The 19,723-nt window shown below is 71.0% G+C and carries 17 protein-coding genes and 2 rRNA genes; 4 read left to right on the top strand and 15 right to left on the bottom strand.

Annotation, left to right across the window (positions count from 1 at the left end):
* Window positions 1–95: 95 nt before the first annotated feature.
* Window positions 96–1,763: a CTP synthase gene (locus OO69_RS42000; RefSeq protein ID WP_033286236.1), complete on the bottom strand. Its 1,668-nt coding sequence runs from the start codon at window positions 1,761–1,763 to the stop codon at window positions 96–98.
* A gap of 533 nt (window positions 1,764–2,296) precedes the next feature.
* Here OO69_RS42000 and OO69_RS41995 point away from each other — a divergent pair.
* Both OO69_RS41995 and OO69_RS41990 read left to right on the top strand, forming a co-directional pair.
* On the top strand, window positions 2,297–4,099 hold the full coding sequence (locus OO69_RS41995) for a glycoside hydrolase family 15 protein (RefSeq protein ID WP_033286235.1): 1,803 nt from the start codon (window positions 2,297–2,299) through the stop codon (window positions 4,097–4,099).
* Window positions 4,100–4,166: 67 nt separating this feature from the next.
* Window positions 4,167–5,813 (top strand): PucR family transcriptional regulator, encoded by a 1,647-nt coding sequence (locus OO69_RS41990; protein WP_033286234.1) that lies wholly within the window; start codon window positions 4,167–4,169, stop codon window positions 5,811–5,813.
* A gap of 10 nt (window positions 5,814–5,823) precedes the next feature.
* Here the strand turns inward: OO69_RS41990 and OO69_RS41985 are convergent, their stop codons facing one another.
* The 5 genes from OO69_RS41985 to OO69_RS41965 all read right to left on the bottom strand — a co-directional run bounded on the left by OO69_RS41985 (window position 5,824) and on the right by OO69_RS41965 (window position 11,207).
* Complete coding sequence (locus OO69_RS41985) at window positions 5,824–6,963, bottom strand: glycosyltransferase family 4 protein (protein ID WP_033286233.1); 1,140 nt, start codon at window positions 6,961–6,963, stop codon at window positions 5,824–5,826.
* Between the two features lie 341 nt (window positions 6,964–7,304).
* Entirely contained in the window at window positions 7,305–9,023 is a 1,719-nt protein-coding gene (recN, locus tag OO69_RS41980; protein WP_033286232.1) for a DNA repair protein RecN, read from the bottom strand.
* Window positions 9,024–9,152: 129 nt separating this feature from the next.
* Window positions 9,153–10,058, bottom strand: coding sequence for an NAD kinase (locus tag OO69_RS41975; RefSeq protein WP_026179466.1), 906 nt, complete (start codon window positions 10,056–10,058; stop codon window positions 9,153–9,155).
* On the bottom strand, window positions 10,055–10,870 hold the full coding sequence (locus OO69_RS41970; RefSeq protein WP_033286231.1) for a TlyA family RNA methyltransferase: 816 nt from the start codon (window positions 10,868–10,870) through the stop codon (window positions 10,055–10,057). Before OO69_RS41970 ends, OO69_RS41975 begins: the two co-directional genes overlap by 4 nt.
* Window positions 10,871–10,877: 7 nt before the next feature.
* Entirely contained in the window at window positions 10,878–11,207 is a 330-nt protein-coding gene (locus tag OO69_RS41965; RefSeq protein WP_078652811.1) for a hypothetical protein, read from the bottom strand.
* A 42-nt stretch (window positions 11,208–11,249) separates the two neighbouring features.
* Between OO69_RS41965 and OO69_RS41960 the strand changes: the two genes are divergently transcribed.
* Window positions 11,250–11,597 (top strand): SCP2 sterol-binding domain-containing protein, encoded by a 348-nt coding sequence (locus OO69_RS41960; RefSeq protein WP_033286229.1) that lies wholly within the window; start codon window positions 11,250–11,252, stop codon window positions 11,595–11,597.
* On the opposite strand, the gene OO69_RS41955 is transcribed toward OO69_RS41960, so the two are convergent.
* From OO69_RS41955 to OO69_RS41940, 4 genes are all read right to left on the bottom strand, one after another.
* Window positions 11,581–12,516 (bottom strand): ABC transporter ATP-binding protein, encoded by a 936-nt coding sequence (locus OO69_RS41955; RefSeq protein WP_033286228.1) that lies wholly within the window; start codon window positions 12,514–12,516, stop codon window positions 11,581–11,583. The two genes, OO69_RS41960 and OO69_RS41955, sit on opposite strands and share 17 nt — an antisense overlap.
* On the bottom strand, window positions 12,513–13,544 hold the full coding sequence (locus tag OO69_RS41950; RefSeq protein WP_033286318.1) for a FecCD family ABC transporter permease: 1,032 nt from the start codon (window positions 13,542–13,544) through the stop codon (window positions 12,513–12,515). Before OO69_RS41950 ends, OO69_RS41955 begins: the two co-directional genes overlap by 4 nt.
* 71 nt (window positions 13,545–13,615) lie before the next feature.
* Window positions 13,616–14,659, bottom strand: a complete 1,044-nt coding sequence (locus OO69_RS41945; protein WP_033286227.1) for a FecCD family ABC transporter permease — start codon at window positions 14,657–14,659, stop codon at window positions 13,616–13,618.
* A 97-nt stretch (window positions 14,660–14,756) separates the two neighbouring features.
* A complete protein-coding gene (locus tag OO69_RS41940) occupies window positions 14,757–15,785 on the bottom strand; it encodes an HAD hydrolase-like protein (protein ID WP_033286226.1) in 1,029 nt (342 codons plus the stop codon).
* Between the two features lie 72 nt (window positions 15,786–15,857).
* Here OO69_RS41940 and OO69_RS41935 point away from each other — a divergent pair, with 72 nt between their 5' ends.
* Entirely contained in the window at window positions 15,858–17,150 is a 1,293-nt protein-coding gene (locus OO69_RS41935) for a DUF1015 family protein (RefSeq protein WP_033286225.1), read from the top strand.
* An 82-nt stretch (window positions 17,151–17,232) separates the two neighbouring features.
* On the opposite strand, the gene OO69_RS41930 is transcribed toward OO69_RS41935, so the two are convergent.
* The 5 genes from OO69_RS41930 to OO69_RS41910 all read right to left on the bottom strand — a co-directional run.
* On the bottom strand, window positions 17,233–18,096 hold the full coding sequence (locus OO69_RS41930; RefSeq protein ID WP_106971205.1) for a hypothetical protein: 864 nt from the start codon (window positions 18,094–18,096) through the stop codon (window positions 17,233–17,235).
* Between the two features lie 166 nt (window positions 18,097–18,262).
* Window positions 18,263–18,478: a hypothetical protein gene (locus OO69_RS53790; RefSeq protein ID WP_158713485.1), complete on the bottom strand. Its 216-nt coding sequence runs from the start codon at window positions 18,476–18,478 to the stop codon at window positions 18,263–18,265.
* A gap of 92 nt (window positions 18,479–18,570) precedes the next feature.
* Window positions 18,571–19,122 carry a hypothetical protein gene (locus OO69_RS53785; protein WP_158713484.1) on the bottom strand — a complete coding sequence of 184 codons (552 nt, stop codon included), beginning with the start codon at window positions 19,120–19,122 and terminating at the stop codon, window positions 18,571–18,573.
* A gap of 301 nt (window positions 19,123–19,423) precedes the next feature.
* Window positions 19,424–19,540, bottom strand: a 5S ribosomal RNA gene (rrf, locus tag OO69_RS41915).
* A 106-nt stretch (window positions 19,541–19,646) separates the two neighbouring features.
* A 23S ribosomal RNA gene (locus tag OO69_RS41910) occupies window positions 19,647–19,723 on the bottom strand; the annotation flags it as partial.

Genomic DNA, 19,723 nt, shown 5'->3' with positions numbered 1-19,723 from the left:
ACAGGAATGTCACGAACCGGATGTCCACATACGGCCGGGGTGCACACCTCTTGAAGGCGCGCACCCCGGTCACCGTACAACCCTCGTACTACTTGCTACTTGCCCGTCTTGCGTGCCACGGCCGCCTTGACCAGGCCCGCGAAGAGCGGGTGCGGCCGGGTCGGGCGGGAGCGCAGCTCGGGGTGGGCCTGGGTCGCGACGAGGTAGGGGTGGACCTCGCGCGGGTACTCGACGTACTCGACGAGCTTGCCGTCCGGGGACGTGCCGGAGAACTGCAGGCCGGCCTTCTTCTCCAGCTCGGCGCGGTAGGCGTTGTTGACCTCGTAGCGGTGGCGGTGGCGCTCCTCGACGTACTCCTTGCCGTCGTAGACCTCGCGCACGATGGAGCCCTCGGCGAGCTTGGCCGGGTACATGCCCAGGCGCATGGTGCCGCCCATGTCGCCCTCGCCGGCGACGATGTCGAGCTGCTCGGCCATGGTGGAGATGACCGGGTGGCCGGTGGCCGCGTCGAACTCGGTGGAGTTGGCGTCCGCGATGCCGGCCAGGTTGCGCGCGGCCTCGATCACGATGCACTGGAGGCCCAGGCACAGGCCGAGCAGCGGGATCTTGTGCTCGCGGGCGTACTGGATGGCGCCGACCTTGCCGGACACACCGCGGTCGCCGAAGCCGCCGGGGATGCAGATCGCGTCCACGTCGGCGAGCTGCTTGGCGGCGCCGGCCGGGGTCTTGCAGTCGTCCGAGGTGACCCACTTGATCTTCACGCGGGCCTTGTTGGCGAACCCGCCGGCGCGCAGCGCCTCGGTGACCGAGAGGTAGGCGTCGGGCAGGTCGATGTACTTGCCGACCAGCGCGAGGTTGATCTCGTGCAGCGGGTTGTGGACGCGGTCGAGCAGGTCGTCCCAGGTCCGCCAGTCCACATCGCGGAACGGCAGGTCCAGCTTGCGGACGACATAGGCGTCCAGGCCCTCGCTGTGCACGGTCTTGGGGATGTCGTAGATCGACCGGGCGTCGGGGCAGGCCACCACGGCGGCCTCGTCGACGTCGCACATCAGCGAGATCTTGCGCTTGATCGCGGTCGGCACCTCGCGGTCGGAGCGCAGCACGATGGCGTCGGGCTGGATGCCGATGTTGCGCAGGGCCGCGACCGAGTGCTGGGTCGGCTTGGTCTTCAGCTCGCCCGAGGGGCCGATGTACGGCAGGAGCGAGATGTGGACCACGAACACGTTGTCGCGGCCGACCTCGTGGCGGACCTGGCGGACCGTCTCCAGGAAGGGCAGCGACTCGATGTCGCCGACCGTGCCGCCGACCTCGGTGATGACGACGTCGACCTCGTCGGTCGCCATGCGCCGGATGCGGTGCTTGATCTCGTTGGTGATGTGCGGGATGACCTGCACGGTGTCGCCCAGGTACTCGCCGCGCCGCTCCTTGGCGATCACCGTCGAGTAGACCTGGCCGGTGGTGACGTTGGCGCTGCCGTCCAGGTCGCGGTCGAGGAAGCGCTCGTAGTGGCCGATGTCGAGGTCGGTCTCGGCGCCGTCGTTGGTGACGAACACCTCACCGTGCTGGAAGGGGTTCATCGTGCCGGGGTCGACGTTCAGATACGGGTCGAGCTTCTGCATCACGACGCGCAGGCCCCGCGCCTTGAGGAGCATGCCGAGGCTGGAGGCGGTGAGGCCCTTGCCGAGTGAGGAGGCGACACCCCCGGTGACGAAGATGTGCTTGGTCGTCGTGGTGTTGCTGTTTCGGAAAGCAGCGGGCGGCATGGCCAAGAGGGGGCTCCCGTGGTCGCGGTCTGGGGTGCGGTGCGGCTGCCCGCCCGGAGATCCCGGGTTTTTCTGGAGGCGCCGTCGCTGCGGTTCGGGGGTTTCTTGCCCACCGGTCCACGGGCTACCAGGGTATCAGCGCCCGGAGGGGATGGCTTCCGGCCACGCTCCGCGCCCGCCTCGACACGGACGCGACCTGCGTCGGCGTGAACCCGCCTCCCGTCGACACAGACGCGCCCTGGTTACCTGCTTCTCACCGGGTGCTCACCCGTTCGGCCCAGGTCCGTTGGCGAGAGCGGCACACAGATCATCTACGTGCGTCGTATCCTGCTCGGACACTCGCTGCCGAGCCGGTCCGGAACACGGCACCACCCCCGCCCGTATCTCCCGGAACAACGAGAGCTCGTCAGTCCGTTGGGCAACGACCGTCATTTGCTTCATGCCTCAACGACGCACTACAAACGATCCCTTGACCGCACACAGCGACCGCCCCTTTTCCATGGGGCGACGTGGCCGTTCGACTGGAGTTGCACGTGGCCGGGCGCATCGAAGATTACGCACTCATCGGAGACATGCAGACCGCTGCCCTGGTCTGCCGGGACGGCACGGTGGACTGGCTCTGCCTGCCCCGATTCGACTCCCATGCCATCTTCGCCGGTCTGCTGGGCACCGAGGAACACGGCTTCTGGCGGCTGGGCCCGGCCCACGCCGCCGACGCGCCGCCGCCCACCGCGGCCCGGCGCGGCTACCGCGGCGACTCGCTGATCCTGGAGTCGGAGTGGGACACCCCGCGAGGCACGGTCCGCGTGACCGATTTCATGCCCCCTCGCGACGGCGCCCCCCAGCTGATCCGCATCGTGGAGGGCATCTCCGGCCGCGTCCCGATGCGCTCGGCCCTCCGCATGCGTTTCTCCTACGGCCGGGTCGTCCCCTGGGTGCACAAGCACGAGGGCCGCACGGTCGCCGTCGCGGGCCCCGACTCCGTGTGGTTCGACACATCCGCCGAGACCTACGGCAAGCAGCTCACGACGTACGCCGACTTCACCGTCGCGCCGGGTGACCGCATCGCGTTCACCATCTCCTGGGAGCCCTCGCACAAGCAGCCGCCGCCGCTCCCCGAGCCGGAGCAGTCGTTGGAGGCCACGGAGGACTTCTGGCGCGACTGGGTCGACCAGTGCACGTACCACGGCCCGTACCGCGAGGCGGTGGTCCGCTCCCTGATCACGCTGAAGGCGCTGACGTACGCCCCGACGGGCGGCATCGTCGCCGCGCCGACCACCTCCCTCCCGGAGGAGATCGGCGGCGTCCGCAACTGGGACTACCGCTACACCTGGCTCCGCGACGCGGCCATCACCCTCTCCTCGCTCCTGCGCACCGGCTACCGCGAGGAGGCCCGCGCCTGGCGCGAGTGGCTCCTGCGGGCCGTCGCGGGCGACCCGGAGAACCTGCAGATCATGTACGGCATCGCCGGCGAGCGCGAGCTCGGCGAGGCGGAGCTGGACTGGCTGCCGGGCTACGAGAACTCCGGCCCGGTCCGGGTCGGCAACGGCGCCGCGCACCAGCTCCAGCTGGACGTCTACGGCGAGGTCACCGAGGCCCTGCACCTGGCCCACATGACGGGCCTGGCCCGCAACGACTACGCCTCCCTGCTCCAGCTGAAGCTGATCCGCTACCTGGAGAAGCACTGGGACGAGCCGGACGAGGGCATCTGGGAGGTGCGCGGCCCGCGCCGTCACTTCGTGCACTCGAAGGTGATGGCCTGGGTCGCGGTCGACCGCACGATCAAGCTGATCGAGTCGGGCGACGCGGACGGCCCGCTGGAGAAGTGGCGCGAACTGCGCGACGACATCCACCGGGACGTGTGCGAGCGCGGCTACGACAAGGAGCGCAACACCTTCACGCAGTCGTACGGCTCGAAGGAGCTGGACGCCTCGCTGCTGCTCATCCCGCAGATGGGCTTCCTGCCTCCCGACGACAAGCGCGTGATCGGCACGATCGAGGCGATCCAGCGCGAGCTGTCCACCCCGGACGGCTTCATCCTGCGCTACCCGACCTCGGGCACGGACGAGGGCGTCGACGGTCTCCCCGGCGACGAGGGCGCGTTCCTCGCGTGCTCGTTCTGGATGGCCGACGACCTCGCGATGATCGGCCGCGTGGACGAGGCCCGCAAGCTCTTCGAGAAGCTCCTGTCGCTCCGCAACGACCTGGGCCTCCTCGCCGAGGAGTGGGACCCGCGCCTGCAACGCCAGGTCGGCAACTTCCCGCAGGCCTTCAGCCACGTCCCCCTGATCGACACGGCCCTGCGCCTGACGGCTTCGGGGGCCTACGGCGGCTGACCCCCGCCGAGCGCACGCCCCGGGCCCGAGATGTGCCCGGGGCGTTCCCGCAGGTACCGTCCGCTCCATGGACAGCCGTACGGACAGCACATTCGACAGCCAGGGCGCCGGCATCACCGTTCAGCGGGCGCTGGAGCTGCCCGGGCTGCGCAGCGGGCTGCCGGAGATCCTGGCGGGCGCCGACCGCCTCCAGCGGACCGTGCGCTGGGTCCACGCGGGCGAGGTCCCGAACATCGCCTCCCTCCTCAAGGGCGGCGAACTCCTCCTGACCACGGGCTACGGCCTCGGCACGCGCCCGGCGGAGCAACGCGCGTTCGTCCGCACCCTCGCCGAGCGCGGCATCGCGGCCCTGGTCGTCGAGCTGGGCCCGCGCTTCACCCGCCTCCCCGCCACGCTCGTCGAGACGGCCAGGGCGACCGGCCTCCCCCTCGTCCAGCTGCACCGCGAGGTGCCGTTCGTCGCGGTCACCGAGGAGATCCACACCGAGATCGTCAACGGCCACTACGCGCTGCTCCAGCAGGCCGAGGAGGTCCACCGCCGCTGCACGGAGGCCCTGCTCGGCGGCGGCGGAATCCCCCAAGTCCTGGGCATCCTGGCCGACTTCAGCGGCAACCCGGTCTTCCTGGAGACCCCGGACGGCCAACTCCTCTACGCGGCAGGGTCGGGGCCCGAGGGCGCCGACCCGCTCCAGGTGTGGGAGGGGCTGCGCGGCCAGCACAAGGACGCCTCGCCGCCCGCCGGTTCGGTGGTGGTGGACGTGCCGGGCGGTGGTCCCGGTACGGGTTCGGTGCGGGCGCGGATCGTCCTGCTCCCGGTCCGCGCTCCCCTGGCCCCCGTCCACCGCATCGCCGCCGAACGGGCCGCCGACATCCTCGCCGTGGTCCTGATGCAGGCCCGCCAGGAGGAGGAACTGGCGGCCCGCGGACGCGGCGACTTCCTCACCGACCTCGCCGAGGGCCGCATCGCCGCGGAGGACGCCCCGGCGCAGGCCCGGGTGCTGGGCTTCAAGCCGGGCACCAGCCCGCTGCTGCCGGTGGTGATGCGCCTGGGCGACGCCCTCGCCGCACCAGGCGGCGGCTGGGCGGTCCTGGCCCGCGCGGTCGCCGAGGAACTGGCCTCGGTGGGCGTCCCGGTCCTGCTGGGCGTACGACCGGTCGAGGGCCGCGTCCCGCTCCTCCTCGGCCTGCGCTCGGAGTCGGAGCGCTCGGCAGTCGCGGATCGAGTAGCGGCCGCGCTACGGGCGGGAGTTGAGCGCGCCGGGATGCAACGCCCGGGCGCGCAGCCGCCGATCGTGGTCGTCGGCGTGGCCGGCGGCTGGGCGGCCGCGTCGGCTGGACTGCGGCACGCGGCCGAGACGGCGACGGCGGCACAGGGCCTGAGCGACCAACCCTGGTACGACGCACGGCGCCTGGACATTGAGTTGTTGCTGTGGCGGTTGCGCGACCACCCGGACCTCGCGGCCTTCGTGGACCGCGCGATCGGCCCGCTCCGCGACCACGACAACCGCTCCAAACCGCCCCTACTGCCCACCCTGGAAACGTACTTGGCCCACGCGGGCCGCAAGGCGGAGACGGCCCGCGAACTCCACCTCAACCGGCAGACCCTCTACAACAGGCTCGCCCGCATCGGGGAGTTGCTCGGCACGGACCTCGAAGACCCGCAGACGGTACTGGCGTTGAGCCTCGCGCTGCGCGCCCGCAGGCTCGTCCCCTGAGGCGCCGCTCTCAGGTGAACGGCAGCGGCTGGGTCAACTCGTCGTAGACGCTCAGCACTTGGGCGACGGTCTCGTCCTCGGTCGGCCAACTGGCCGCCTGTCGGGCGCCCTTCTCCCGGAGCAGGTCCCGGCGTTCGGGGTCGCGCAGCAGTCCGGTGACCGCGTCGGCGAGGGCCTTGGCGTCGCCGTAGGGCACGAGTTGGGCGGCGTCGCCGACGAGTTCGGGGATGCCGCCGACAGCCGTCGCGACGAGCGGCACGCGGGCGTGCAGGGCCTCCTGGGCGATCACCGAGCGGGACTCCCAACTGCTGGGCAGGAGTGCGAGATCGGCGGCGGCGAGGAGTTCGCCCACGTCGTCGCGGCGCCCGATGAGCCGCACCGGCAGCTCCTCGTCCTCGATCCGCCGCTGCAACTCGCCCCGCAGCGGCCCCTCCCCCGCGATCACGAGCAACGGCGTCGGGTCGAGACGGCACCACCCGCGCGAGGCGTCCAGGAGCGTGTCGTAACCCCGCTGCCGGTCGAGCGATCCGACGGCGACGAGCAACGGCCGGTCGGTGGCGCCGAGTTCGGCCCGGAGCTTGGGGCTGAGCCGATCGGGATCGTCGTGGTCCACGGGGGCCCGGCGCGGCCCCGGCAGCGCGACGGCGGCGAGACGGGCGTCCCGGGCGCCGGTCCGCCGAGCGCGGTCCACAAGATCGGAGGTGGTGCCCAGGACGACCACCGCGGCCTTCACGACCCGGCGCTCCAGCAGCCGCAGCAGGTGCGCCCGGGCTCCTTCGGCATGGGCGCGGTTGTGCCACGTGACGACGAGCGGGGTGCGGCGGCCGCTGAGGGCGAGGACGGCGCGGAAGGAGGCGTGCAGGCCGTGCGCGTGCACCAGGTCGGCGTCCGCGCAGGCGGCCCGGAGCGCTGCCACGGAGGCGGGGTCGCTGCTGCGGGGCACGTGCACGTGTTCGGCGCCGACGCCCGTGAAGTCGTAGGTGTGATCGGCCTCGACGGGGGCGCACACCGTGACCCGCACGCCCCGCGCGACGAGCCCGGAGGCCAGGGAGCGCACATGCGCGCTACTGGCGGCATTGCCTCCGCCGAGCACCTGCACGGTGCGCAGCGGCGACTGGCCGTGCGGTGAGTGGCTGCTCACGGGGGTCACGTGGCCGGGGCTCCTGGTTCGGCGACGGGCGGTCACGAAGAAAGTACAGAAGGATCGGGCGGAGGGGGTGTACCGCACGCTTCCTACGCGTTCCGTCTCAAGGATGCCAGCACGTACGGGTGTTCCGGCAACGCCGGTAGGTGTGGGGGCTGTGCGGAAGGGCAACAGGGGGGCGGGGATCACCCGTACGAGTGAAGGGGTGGGGGTGTGCGAAGCGTGCGCACGATCATCCGGCCACCGCACGCGGAGCACCCGCCAGCCGTACGCGAGGCTCGCACCAGCCGTGCGCGGCCGGCGCCGGCCATTCGCCGAACGCCCGCCGACCGTCCGCCTGGCCCCCGCTAGCCGTCCGCCCGTGCCGTAGCCAACAACTCCTCCGCATGTGCCCGAGCCGTCTCCGAGTCCTCCTGTCCGGCCAGCATTCGGGACAACTCCCGTACGCGGTCCTCGCCTTCGAGGACCTTCACGCCGGAGCGGGTGACGGACCCGTCGTTGGTCTTCTCGACCAGCAACTGGCGATCGGCGAAGGCCGCCACCTGAGGCAGGTGGGTCACGACGACGACCTGCGCGGTCTTCGCGAGTTTCGCGAGGCGCCGTCCGATCTCGACCGCCGCCTTGCCGCCGACGCCGGCGTCGACCTCGTCGAAGAGGTAGGTCGGGACGGGGTCGGTCCCCGCAAACACGACCTCCACGGCGAGCATCACGCGCGACAGTTCACCACCGGACGCGCCCTTGGCGATGGGCCGGGGCGGAGCACCCGGATGCGGGGCGAGCAGCAACTCGACCTCGTCGACGCCCGACGGGCCGTAGGCGACCGCACGGCCCCCGACCTCGACGCCCTCCGGATCCTCGGTCTGCCGGATCTCGAACGACACACGCGCGTGCGGCATCGCGAGGGAGGCCAACTCCGCGGTCACCGCCGCGGCGAAGCGCTCGGCGGCCTCCGTGCGGGCGTCGGTCAACGCCTGGGCCAGACCGCCCAGTTCACCGCGCAGGGCATCCCGTTCGGCGGTCAACTCGTCGATGCGTTCGTCGTCGCCGTCGAGTTCGGTCAGCCGCGACGCGCCCTGCTCGGCGTACGCGAGCACGGCGGTGATGTCCTCGCCGTACTTCCGGGTGAGCGCGTTGAGGGCGGCCCGGCGTTCCTCGACGGCGGCCAGCCGCAGCGGATCGGCGTCCAAGTCGTCGGCGTAGCCCGCCAACTCCCCCGCCACATCGCCCAGAAGGATGCCGATCTCACCGATCCGGTCGGTGAGGGAGGCGAGTTCGGAGTCGTGGGACCGTACGGCCTCCAGGGCCCGCTGCGCACCCGCGACGAGAGTCGCCGCGTCGATGCCCTCAGGGTCCTCGGGATTACCGGCGAGCGCGGCGTGAGCGGCCGTGGCGGCGGACGCCAACGCCTCGGCGTGCCCGAGCCGTTCGGCCTCGGCTGCCAGCTCCACGTCCTCACCGGGACGCGGCTCCACACCCGCGATCTCGTCGAGGCCGTAGCGCAACATGTCGGCTTCCTGGGCCCGTTCACGCGCGCGGGTGGTGATCTCGTCCAGCTCGACGGCGACGGCGCGCAGCCGCCGATAAGCCTCGGCGTACTTGGTGAGCGGCCCGGTGACGGCGTCCCCGGCGTACCGGTCGAGCGCCTGCCGCTGCCGGGACTGCTTCAGCAGCCCCTGCTGATCGGTCTGCCCGTGCACGGCGACCAGCTCGTCCGCCAGCTCGGCGAGCACCCCCACCGGCACGGACCGCCCGCCCAGATGCGCCCGGGACCGCCCTTCGGCGGAAACGGTACGGCTGATGAGCAGCGTCCCGTCCTCGAGCTCGGCACCGGCCTCCTCGGCGCGCAGCATGGCAGACGCACCCGGAGGCACGGAGATCCGCCCCTCCACGACCGCGTTCTTCGCCCCGATCCGCACCAACGCCGGGTCGGCCCGCCCACCCAGCAACAGCCCGAGGCTGGTGACGACCATGGTCTTACCCGCACCGGTCTCACCCGTGACAGCGGTGAACCCCGGCGACAGTTCGACGACAGCATCGTCGATGACTCCGAGCGACCGTATCCGCATCTCTTCCAGCACGGTGAAGACCTTACGAGGTAGGACGGGAGAAGCGCGAGGCGCCCCGTCACCCGGGGGAGTGGACCCCCTGCTTTTAGGGGCGCGGGGAACTGCGCGACCAGCCCCCACGCACCCGCACTAGTGAGGAGCCCCCCGCCACCCCGAAACAGGCAACGCGAACTTGGCAACAAGCCGATCGGTGAACGACGCATGGTGCAGCCGAGCAAGCCGCACAGGAACAGCCCCCCGCCGAACCTCAACCCGAGCCCCGGCAGGCAACTCAACCGTCCGCCGCCCGTCACACCACAAAACCCCCGGGGGGATGTGCGGCAACACCTCAACGGCCAGCACAGAATCCGGCGAAGTGACCAACGGCTTCGCGAACAACGCATGTGCACTGATCGGCACCATCAACAACGCCTCGACCTCGGGCCACACCACAGGCCCACCCGCGGAAAAGGCATACGCGGTCGACCCGGTGGGCGTCGCACAAACGATCCCGTCACACCCGAACCCCGTGACCGGCCGCCCATCGATCTCCAGGACGACTTCCAGCAACTTCTCGGCGCCGGCCTTCTGCACCGCCGCCTCGTTCAACGCCCAGTCCGTGTGCACGATGTTGCCGTTCTTGTGCACGACGACATCGACGGTCATCCGCTCCTCGACCTCGTACGCCCGCGTGACCACCCGGTCCACGACCTTGTCGAGATCGTCCCGCTCGGCCTCCGCGAGGAACCCCACGCTGCCGAGGTTGACGCCGAGCATCGGCACCCCGGACGCCCGCGCGAACTCCGCCCCCCGGAGCAGCGTGCCGTCACCCCCGAGGACGATGAGCAGCTCACACCCCTCAAGGCACTGCGGGGTGGCCTCGGTGACCGTCTCCACCTCGTCCGGGAGCGGCAGGTCGCGTGCCTCGTACTCCAGGACGCGCACTCCGATACCGGACTGGAGCAGCCCCTTCACGACCAGTTCGGCACTCCGGATCGCCGCGGGGCGACCCGTGTGCGCGAGCAGGAAAACAGTACGAGCTCGGTTCTGTGTCAACGCGGCCCCTCCGCCACTGCACGGTCAACATCGGCCGGGTCCAGTTCGGGTGCGCCGGCCCGCAGCCACAGAAAGTACTCGACATTCCCGGAGGGCCCGGGCAGCGGGCTGGCGGTGACGCCCCGCACCCCGAGCCCCAGTTCCGCGGCCCGCCGGGCGACACCGCGCACGGCCTCGGCCCGGAGTTCCGGGCTGCGGACGACACCACCGCTGCCCAGCCGCTCCTTCCCCACCTCGAACTGCGGCTTGACCATCATCACCAGGTCCGCGTCCGGCTTCGTGCACCGCGCCAGGGCGGGCAGCACCAGCCCGAGCGGGATGAAGGACAGATCCCCCACGACTAGATCCACAGGCTCCCCATCGATCGCTTCAAGCGTCAACTCGCGTACGTTCGTACGGTCCTTGACGGTGACGCGTTCATCGCTCTGAAGAGACCACGCGAGTTGTCCGTACCCGACGTCGACCGCCACGACCTGCGTGGCGCCCGCCCGCAGCAGCACATCGGTGAAGCCTCCGGTGGAAGCGCCGGCGTCCAGCGCCCGCCGCCCCTCGACCACGAGCCCCTGCGGTACGAAGACCGCCAGCGCGCCCGCGAGCTTGTGGCCGCCCCGCGAGACGTAGTCGGGGTCGTCGTCGTCCGCCACGACGACGATGGCAGCCGCGGTCTCCACCTGGGTGGCGGGCTTGGTCGCGACGGCCTTGCCCACGGTGACCCGGCCGGCGGCGATCAACTGGCTCGCGTGCTCCCGCGAGCGCGCGAGCTTCCGTCGGACCAGCTCGGCGTCGAGACGTCGGCGTGCCACTCCTGCCACGTTCGGTTCAGCTCCTGTTGTCGTACGGCCTTGGGGGCGCCGGAGGTCCCGGGCGGGCGTCGAGCGCGGTGAGCGCGTCGCGCAGCCCCCGGTGTACATCCTCGTACACCTCGACATGTCCGTCCGTGGCGAGGTGGTCGGTGTCGGCAAGGCGCCCGAGCTGGGCGTCGACGTCGGCGTTGCCGCTCGGGGCACGGTCCACGTTCAGGGGCGCGGGAGCGGCCGGATCGTACGCGGGCTCCGCCTCCACGACGGCCTCCACGACGGCCTCCGGAACACCCGCCGGAACACCCTCCGCTACGGCCCCGACCTCGGCCTCGGGCAATGAGTCGCTCATGCCCAGACGCTACCCCGAAGGCCTGGGGTACCGTCGATCACGATGGCAACGATCGAAGAGTGCCGCGTCGCACTCGAGAAGCTCTCGGACAACATGCAGAAGGCCGATGGGAATGTCCGCGCCGCCGCGGCCATGGACCGTTCGGTCAGCTGCCGGATCACCGACCTCGACGTCACGTTCGTCGGCCGGCTCTCCGGCGGCCGGATCGTGGTGGACGAGACCGTGCAGGGCCTTCCGGCGGAGAAGGCCCAGATCAGGCTGACCATGGCGGGCGACGACCTCGTCGCCATGGTCAACGGCGGCCTGAACTTCGCGAAGGCCTGGGGCTCGGGCCGGGTGAAGCTGGAGGCCAACGTGTTCGACCTGTTCCGCCTCAGGAAGCTTCTGTAGCGGCCACTTTGTCGCGGTCGGTACGCGCGCGTGCCTTGCGCGCCGCCGGCACCACCAGCGGTGTCCCCGTCTCCGGGTCGTCGATGACCTGGCAGCGCAGCCCGAAGACCTCCTCGACCAGCTCGGCCGTGACGATGTCGCCCGGGGCGCCCTCCGCGATGACCGCGCCCTCCCGCAGCGCGATGAGGTGGGTGGCGTACCGGGCGGCGTGGTTGAGGTCGTGCAGCACCGCGACCAGCGTGCGGCCCTGCTCCTCGTGCAGTTCCGCGCACAGGTCGAGGACGTCGATCTGGTGCTGGATGTCCAGGTAGGTGGTCGGCTCGTCGAGCAGCAGCAGGGGCGTCTGCTGGGCGAGCGCCATCGCGATCCACACGCGCTGCCGCTGCCCGCCGGACAGTTCGTCGACATAGCGATCGGCGAGCTCGGCGACTCCGGTCTGCGCCATCGACTCCTGTACGACCCGCTCGTCCTCCTGGGACCACTGGCGCAGGATGCCCTGGTGCGGGTACCGGCCGCGGCCCACGAGGTCGCCGACGGTGATGCCGTCGGGCGCGATGGACGACTGGGGCAGCAGGCCGAGCGTCCGCGCGACCTTCTTCGCCGGCATCGACTGGATGACCTGCCCGTCGAGCAGCACCCGGCCCTCGTTCGGCTTCAGCATCCGTGAAAGCGCCCGCAGCAGCGTGGACTTGCCGCACGCGTTCGGGCCGACGATCACCGTGAAGGAGTTGTCGGGTATCTCCACGGACAGCTCGCGTGCGATGACGCGCTGGTCGTAGGCGAGGGTGACGTTCTCGGCGGACAGGCGGTTCACGGTGCTCCTTCGGTGGTTCTCGTTCGCCGAGGCGTTCGTAGAGGTGCTGGAGGTACTGGAGGTGCTCGCTGGGACGTTCGTGGTGCTGCCGGCGGCGGCGCTCATATCCGCCCCGCCTTCCGCTCGGTGACCAGGAGCCACAGCAGGTAGACCCCGCCGAGGACCCCGGTGACCACGCCCACGGGCAACTGGTCGGCGCCGAACGCCCGTTGGGACGCCCAGTCGGCGGTGACCAGCAGGGTGGCGCCCATGCACAGCGAGGGCACGAGGTTCGGACCCGGTGAGCGGGTCAGGCGCCGGGCGAGCTGCGGTGCCGTAAGGGCGACGAAGCCGACCGGTCCGGCGGCGGCGGTCGCGGCCGAGGTGAGCAGCACGGCCGCGACCATCAGCAGCAGCCGTACACGCTCGACGCGCACCCCGAGGGCATACGACACGTCGTCGCCCATCTCCATCATCCGCAGCCCGCGCCCGTTGGCGAGGACGAGCGGCACCAGGACGGCGCACAGCGCGAGCAGCGGCCAGACCTGGGTCCAGTCACGGCCGTTGAGGGAGCCGGTCATCCACACGACCGCGCGGGCCGCGTCGACGAGGTCGGCCTTGGTGAGCAGATAGCCGTTCACGGCGGTGACTACGGCGGAGACACCGATGCCGACGAGGACGAGCCGGTATCCATGCACCCCCTGCTTCCAGGCGAGCAGATAGATCGCGAGCCCGGTCACCAGGCCGCCGACGAGTGCCCCGAGGGTGACGGCGGTCGCGCTGCCGGAGAACAGCACGATCATGACGAGCGCCCCGGCCGTCGACCCCTGCGAGAGGCCGAGTACGTCCGGACTGCCCAGCGGATTTCGGGAGATGGACTGGAACAGCGCCCCGCCCAGCCCGAGCGAGGCACCGACCAGGAGGCCGACGAGAACGCGCGGCAGCCGCAGCTCGTTGACGATGAACTCCTGTCCCGCGTCACCGCCCCCGAACAGCGTCTTGACGACATCACCGGCCGGGATCGGGAAGTCCCCGGTACCGATCAGCACGACACTCGCGGCGAGCGCGCAGAGCAGGAGCAGGGCGACGACCGTGAAGGCGCGGGGGTCGAAGCGGAGGGAGAAGCCGCCGGTCCGGACAGCCCGCGTACGCAGCGCCCGAGCCGGGGCGGCCTTCTCAACCGGGCTGTCCTGCGCGGTCGTTGAAGCGGTCGTAGAAGAGGGATTCACAGCTGAGTCGTCCTTCGGCGCCGCACGAGATAGATGAAGACCGGCCCACCGATGACTGCGGTGACGATGCCGACCTGAAGCTCCGCGGGCCGCGCGATCAACCGGCCAAGGACATCGGCCCCGAGCAGCAGCACGGGCGACAGGATCGTGGCGTACGGCAGGATCCAGCGCAGGTCGGGGCCGGTGAAGGAGCGCACCACGTGCGGCACCATCAGGCCGACGAACACGATCGGGCCGCAGGCGGCGGTCGCCGCTCCGCACAGCACGGTCGCGGAGAGCATGGCGAGCGCGCGGGTGCGGTTGAGGTTGGCGCCGAGGGCGCGGGCGGTGTCGTCGCCCATCGCGACCGCGTTCAGGGGGCGGGCGAGCAGCAGGGAGACGACCGTGCCGACCGCGAAGAACGGCGCGACCTGCGTGATCGTCGAGCCGGTGGCCGAGGCCAGTGAACCGACCGTCCAGAAGCGCATCTTGGAGAGCGCCGCGTCGTCCATGATCATGACGGCCTGGAGATAGCCGTAGAGCGCGGCACTGATCGCGGTGCCGGCGAGCGCGAGGCGCACGGGGGTGGCGCCCCGGCTGCCGCCGAGGAACCAGACCAGCGCGCCGACGACGGCCGCGCCCGCGAAGGCGAACCAGACGTAGCCGCTCAGCGATGTGACACCGAAGTAGGTGATGGCGGTGACGACGGCGGCCGAGGCGCCCGCGTTGATGCCGAGCAGGCCGGGGTCCGCGAGGGGGTTGCGGGTGAGCGCCTGGAGGACCGCGCCGGACAGGCCGAGCGCGGCACCGGCCAGCAGCCCGAGGACCGTACGGGAGATCCGGTCGTCGACCACGACGTCCGCGTACGTCCCCGTGTCATGGAACAGGCCGTGCCACACATCCCCCAACGGCAGCGATTTCGCGCCGATCGCGATGCTCGCCAGGGCCACGAGGACCAGGAGCGCCACGGAGGCGAAGAGCCCAAGGACACGTATCGCCCGGCGGGTTGGGGGCGCGGGGGCGGTCTCCGCGCGCTGTTCTGGGGGACTGTCGACCAACACGAGGTTAGGTTAGCCTACCCTCGCATTCGAGCCGAAGGGTGCGTCCCGCCTCACCGTCGATCAGCGCCCCGGATGCCGAGCCCCCGCCTCCCCCGTGTCACAACCCCAGCCGCGCCAGCGCCTTCTCCCCGTCCAGCGTGCACGAACCGTCGCCCGCAGCCGTCCAGGCCGCCGCGCAGAGCGCCCGGAGCCCGTCCATGGGCTCGCCCTCACCGTCGAGTTCCAGCCGGTCACGGCCCGCCGTCGCGGTCCAGCCACCGCACCGGAAGCCGTCTCCCGCCCCGGTGACCTCGGGCTGCCCGATGAGCATGCCCCGCAGATCGGCGTCGACGTACGTCGGCCGGTGCTGCGGCGGTGCGGCGAGGAGTTGGGCGCCGTCGGTCACGCCGGTCAGGACGAGCAGCGAATCGACCTCCCCGTTGAACGCCCCCTCGATGTCCGTGTCCAGCCGGTCGCCCACGACCAACGGCCGCTCGGCGCCGGTCCGCAGGATCGTCTCCTTGTGCATGGGCGGCAACGGCTTGCCCGCCACCTGCGGCTCGGCTCCGGTCGCTATGCGTACGACCTCCACCGCCGCGCCGTTGCCCGGGGCGATGCCACGCGCGCTCGGGATCGTCAGGTCGGTGTTGGACGCGAACCACGGCACCCCGCGCGCGATGGCGTAACAGGCCTCCGCGAACCGCCCCCAGGCCAGGTCGGGGCCGCCGTAGCCCTGCACGACGGCCACCGGCTCGTCGTCCGCCGAGTCGACGGGCTCGAGCCCGCGCTCGCGCAGCGCGACCCGCAGCCCCTCGCCGCCGATCACCAGCACACGGGAGCCCGCCGGCACCTGCTCGCTGATCAGCCGGGCGACGGCCTGCGCGGAGGTGATGACGTCATCGGCGCCGGTCGGTATCCCCAGCTCGGTGAGGTGCTCGGCCACGGCGTCCGGCGTCCGCAGCGCGTTGTTCGTGACGTACGCGAGCCGCATCCCGCCCGCACGCGCGGTGGCGAGCGAGTCGACCGCGTGGGCGATCGCGTTGCCCCCCGCGTACACCACCCCGTCGAGGTCGAGCAGCGCCGTGTCGTACGCCTCGCTCAGGGCCCGGGCACTGCCCTCGGGGCTCGTCCTGACGCTCTGGCTCATTCCACATCGCTCCTCGTTCGATCGCTTTCACCCGATCATCCCGCATGCCACTGACACACGTACGATGCCGGGATGAACACCGCAGGTCACTCGGAAGCAACGGAGCGCCGAGGCCTGGAACTCACCCCGTTCCGAGGCCTTCGCTACGACCCCGACCTGGTCGGCAGCCTGGCCGCCGTGACGTCCCCACCGTACGACGTGGTCGTACGCCCCGACGGCCTGCACCATCTCCAGGACTCCGACCCGCACAACATCGTCCGGCTGATCCTCCCGCAGGCCACCACCGTCGGCGCCCGCAACGAACAGGCCGCCGACACCCTGCACCGCTGGCTCTCCGAGGGCGTCCTCACCACCGACCCCGAGCCCGGCCTGTACGTCTACGAACAGCGCGACGGCAACGGCCTGTTGCAACGCGGCGTCATCGGCGCCCTGCGTCTGTCGGACCCGTCGGAGGGTGTGGTCCTGCCACACGAGGACGTCATGCCGCATGTGGTCGCCGACCGCGCGGCCCTCATGCGCGCCACCTCCGCGAATCTCGAACCCCTGCTCCTGACCTACCGCGGCAACGGCCAACCGGCCGACACGACGACGGTGGTGGAGCGCATCGCCGAGGACCCAGCGCTCCTGTCCACGACCACGGAGGACGGCTACAGCCACCGCCTCTGGTCGGTCACCGACCCCACCGACCTGGCCCGCATCCAGACGGACCTGGCCCACCACCAGGCCCTGATCGCCGACGGCCACCACCGCTGGGCGACGTACCGACGTCTACGCGCGGAGCACCCCTCCCCCAGCCCCTGGGACTACGGCCTGGTCCTCCTCGTGGACACGGCCCGCTACCCCCTCCGCGTCCGCGCGATCCACCGCCTCCTGCACGGCGTCCCGGTCGCCGACGCCCTCGCCGCCCTGGACGGCCTGTTCCGCGTACGACACCTGGACGTGCCCCTCCCGGAGGCCCTGGAGGCCCTCGCCGACGCGGCCTGCGAGGGCAACGCCTTCCTCCTCGCCGGCGACGGCGCCTTCCACCTGGTCGACCACCCGGACCCGGACCTCCTGGCCCGCACGATCCCGGCCGACCGCCCCGCGGCCTGGCGCACCCTGGACGCGACGGTCCTGCACGCCACCCTCCTGGACCACGTCTGGCACATCCCTGAGGATGACCCGGCGCACATCGCCTACATCCACGACACCGCCGCCACCGTCCGCAAGGCCGAACGCGACGGCGGTACGGCCGTGTTGATGCACCCCGTCCGCGAGGAGATCGTCCGCGACCTGGCCCGCCAGGGCGTCACGATGCCCCGCAAGTCGACGTCGTTCGGCCCCAAGCCGGCGTCGGGGCTGGTGCTGCGGGCACTGGACGTCTGAGACGCCACGATCAACCCCGGAAACGCGAAAGGGCGGGACCCCAGGTGCTGGGGTCCCGCCCTTGTCACTTCACTGACGTAGGTCAGTTCTTGTCGTCGTCTTCGTCGTCTTCGTCGTCTTCTTTAAGAAGGACATCTTCCTTGACGACGTCTTCCTTGGTCTCGGCGACGGCTTCGACCTCGTCGTCGTCCTCGTCGTCGTCCTCGTCCTCGATGTCGTCGTCTTCGTCCTCGTCGTCCAACTCGTCGACTACGGAGACGTCGTTTTGAGGCTCGACCTCGTCATCGACCGCAGTCTCAGCGTCGACCTCGTCATCGTCATCGTCCTCGACGAACGCGTCGACGAACTCGACCCCGTCCATCTCGGCGAGCCGGTCCGACGCGTCCGTGCTGCCGTCCTTGTCGGACTCCAAGGCCTTGGCGAACCACTCCCGCGCCTCGCCCTCACGCCCGGCGGCGAGCAGGGCGTCGGCGTAGGCGTACCGCAGTCGCGCGGTCCACGGCTGCACGGAGTTCGAGGCCAGCTCCGGGCTCTGCAGCGTGACGATGGCCGCGTCGAGCTGGTCCATGTCACGCCGGGCACCGGCCGCGACGAGCCGCATCTCGACCTGCCCGGCCTTGTCGAGCTTGTGCACCTCGGCGGCCCCGGCCATCTCCAGTGCCTTCTCGGGCCGCCCGAGCCCACGCTCGCAGTCGGCCATCACGGGCCACAGGTCCACGCTGCCGGTCATCCGCCGCGCCGCCCGGAACTCGGCCAGCGCCTCGCTGTACTTCTGGTTGGCGTACGCGGCGAACCCGGCCGCCTCACGTACGGCGGCGACCCGCGACGCCAGCCGCAGGGCGATCTTGGAGTAGGCGTAGGCGGCCTCGGGGTCCTCGTCGATGAGCCGGGCGACCATCACCAGGTTCTTCGAGACGTCCTCCGCGAGCCCCTTCGGCAGACTCATCAACTCCTGCCGTACGTCCTTGTCGATCTCCTCGCCGGTGACGTCCTCGGGGATCGGCAGCCGCTTGATCGGCTCGCGGTCACGCTCCCGCTCGTCACGGAACCGGCTGCCACCACCACGGCGGTCGTCGCCCCGACGGTCGTCACGCCGGTCATCGCGGCGGTCGTCACGCCGGAGTCACGGCGGGGGTAGCTGCCACGGTCACCGCGGTCGTCGTCACGCCGGAAGGCAGGACGCTCGCCCCGGTTGTCACCGCGGTCATCACGCCGGAACGGAGGCCGCTCACCACGGCTGTCGTCCCGCCGGAAGGCCGGACGGTCCCCACCGCGGTCATCACGACGCGGGCCGGACGCACGATCGTCGCGGCGGGGGTAGCTGCCACGGTCACCACGGTTGTCGTCACGCCGGAAAGCGGGACGGTCACCGTCACGGCGGTCGTCACGACGGAAGGGCGGACGCTCGCCACCCCGGTTGTCACTGCGGTTGTCGCCGCGGTGTCACGGCGGGGGTAGCTGCCACGGTCACCGCGGTCGTCGTCACGCCGGAAGGCAGGACGCTCGCCCCGGTTGTCACCGCGGTCATCACGCCGGAACGGCGGACGCTCACCGCGATTGTCATCACGCCGGAAACCACCACCGCTGCCACGGTTGTCGTCACGCCGGAACGGCGGACGCTCACCACGGCTGTCATCGCGACGGAAACCGCCAGCGCCACCGCGGTTGTCGTCGCGACGCTCGCCACCACGGTTGTCGCTGCGGTCGTCACGCCGGAACGCGGGCCGCTCACCACGGTTGTCGTCCCGACGGAAACCACCGGGACGCCCTCCGCGCTCGCCGCCGCGGTCATCCCGACGGGGACCGGACGGACGGTCGTCACGGCGCGGACCAGCGGGCCGGTCATCCCGACGCGGGCCGGCGGAACGGTCGTCACGCCCACGGTAACCACCGCGATCGCCACCACCCCCACTGCTGGCACCGCCACTGCCACGGTCGTCACGGCGCGGAGCGCCACCACGGTTGTCGTCACGGCGGCCGTAGCCACCGCTGCTGCCGCCGCGGTCGTTCCCACGATCGTTGCTACGGCTCGGGCCTCCGCGGTACCCGCCACGGTCGCCGCGGTCACCACTGTCCCGTCGCCGCTCCTCGCGCTCGGGTCGGTCCTCGGGAGAGTTGGTGGACATCGGTGACTCCTGTCTTCGGTACCGCAAGTCATTCTCGCGCAGCCAGCTACGCGGCGCGCTCCGGGCTGTGTTTCTGAAAGTTTCTGGAAAAACAAAAGGACCCCTGGTCCCAGCGTGAACGCTGGGACCAGGGGTCCTCCAAATATTGTTCGGCGGCGTCCTACTCTCCCACAGGGTCCCCCCTGCAGTACCATCGGCGCTGTAAGGCTTAGCTTCCGGGTTCGAAATGTAACCGGGCGTTTCCCTCACGCTATGACCACCGAAACCCTAATGGTTTCGAGCGAACAAGCACACTTTTCTTTTGTGTGGTTCAAGCTCTAGCCGACAACTGTTCGTTGTCTCAGAACTAACACAGTGGACGCGAGCAACTGAGGACAAGCCCTCGGCCTATTAGTACCGGTCACCTCCACCCATTACTGGGCTTCCAGATCCGGCCTATCAACCCAG

Source organism: Streptomyces sp. NRRL F-525, from assembly GCF_000716605.1.
Classification (GTDB): domain Bacteria; phylum Actinomycetota; class Actinomycetes; order Streptomycetales; family Streptomycetaceae; genus Streptomyces.
Note: the sequence above shows the minus strand (reverse complement) of the source record. Positions and strands in the feature narration are given on the sequence as shown.